This is a genomic window from Lactobacillus helsingborgensis (assembly GCF_000970855.1).
GTDB lineage: Bacteria > Bacillota > Bacilli > Lactobacillales > Lactobacillaceae > Lactobacillus > Lactobacillus helsingborgensis.
In genome coordinates, this window is record NZ_KQ034048.1 from 2,147 (window position 1) to 3,592 (window position 1,446).

Consider the following 1,446-nt stretch of genomic DNA (forward strand, 5'->3'; position numbering starts at 1 on the left):
TTATCAAGGATCTAAGAGTGATTTGGAAAAAATAAGTCATTTGATAAAAGACAGCGATTTACCAGATAAAGATGAGCAGTTAATGTTCATTACAGCGTATATAGCATTATTGAATGATGATCTTAAGAGCTTAGACGAACAAATCAAAAGCAAATTGAAAAACAAGATTTTTAGTATCGTTAACTTTAATGAAACTAACGCAGAATTGTATTCTAATTTCATGGAGTTATATGATTTAGACAGCAACTTATTGATTACTAAACGAATTTTGCAGCAATTTAAAGGAACTAATGATGTAGAACTGCAATCGTTAATTTTAGCTATGATTTCAAACTTACTTTTTATTTGTGTAGAGAATAAACGATATGATGGTCTAGAATTTTTTATAAAGAATGCCAATGAAATCATTGTTACGCCAGAATTGTTTTTCTATAAAAATGTATTGGTATTTGTAGAAGATTTAATTGATTATCATGTGCGGCATGATAAAGCAAGTCTAGAAAAATGTAAATTGATTATTGAAAATATCAAATTGACTGGAATGACATCATACGGAAATGAATTGTCAAAGTTTTTGAAGATAACAGAATAATAGAAAATGGCATATTTGACTTTTATAAGCAAATATGCCACTTTTATTTTTTTTTTGCTCAAGGTCATATATTAGAGTCACAAACAAATAGGAAAGGCGAGTGAGAACTATGACTGATAAACGATTTTGAACAAATTAATAAGAGAATTTTTCTAAAGAAGATAGAAAAATCTACCTCAGAAAAAAAATTAACTACAAAAGAAAAGATATTAAAACTTAAATTGAAAAGGAAAGAGAAAAATCATGAGTGATTTATTACGTACGGTTATTATCATTATTGTTCACCCTAAAAGCAACCAATAAAAGATGAGAAATATTTATTGAAGGAGACGATAACATGAAAAGTATTATTTATGGTGATGAAATTTGGAAATATAGATATCGACATTATTAATTATGTACTTATACAAGAAAGGAGGTGAGAAAGTATGGAGAACGTTTCGGTAAGCACTATTCAAGACTTGGACTCATTACCTAATGCACTTACTAAGCAAGCTTTTACTTGTCTGATTACTTGTGGATACACGGAAAAGAAATAATATAGGAGCCAGTATATTACTTAATACTTTTGTAATGTTACTGGCTTTTTTATTTTTATTATGGAGATAAATAAATGGATAATTTTATTCAATTGGAAAAAAAGATACGGAGCAGTGATAAATTTACAGAATTAGTTAAAAGTATGAATTTTAAAGATTACAAAGTGATTGATGATGATGTTTGGATTTATTTTAATCCAATTGAATGTGACGTTCCAGACTCGGGTTGGAAAGGTCATCTTTCAGTTCAATCGAAAGATATAGAAGATGTTTTTTTGATTTCTTCACAAATATTGAGTATTGAAAATTGTGCCT

General features: G+C 27.9%; 2 protein-coding genes. Both read left to right on the forward strand.

Going from position 1 to position 1,446, the window contains the following annotated elements; translation table 11 throughout:
• Positions 1 to 592: Rgg family transcriptional regulator (locus JF73_RS08655; RefSeq protein WP_046327877.1), on the forward strand; the 592-nt coding region annotated here is incomplete at its 5' end.
• Positions 593 to 1,205: 613 nt separating this feature from the next.
• Positions 1,206 to 1,446: hypothetical protein (locus JF73_RS09735; protein ID WP_046327878.1), on the forward strand; the 241-nt coding region annotated here is incomplete at its 3' end.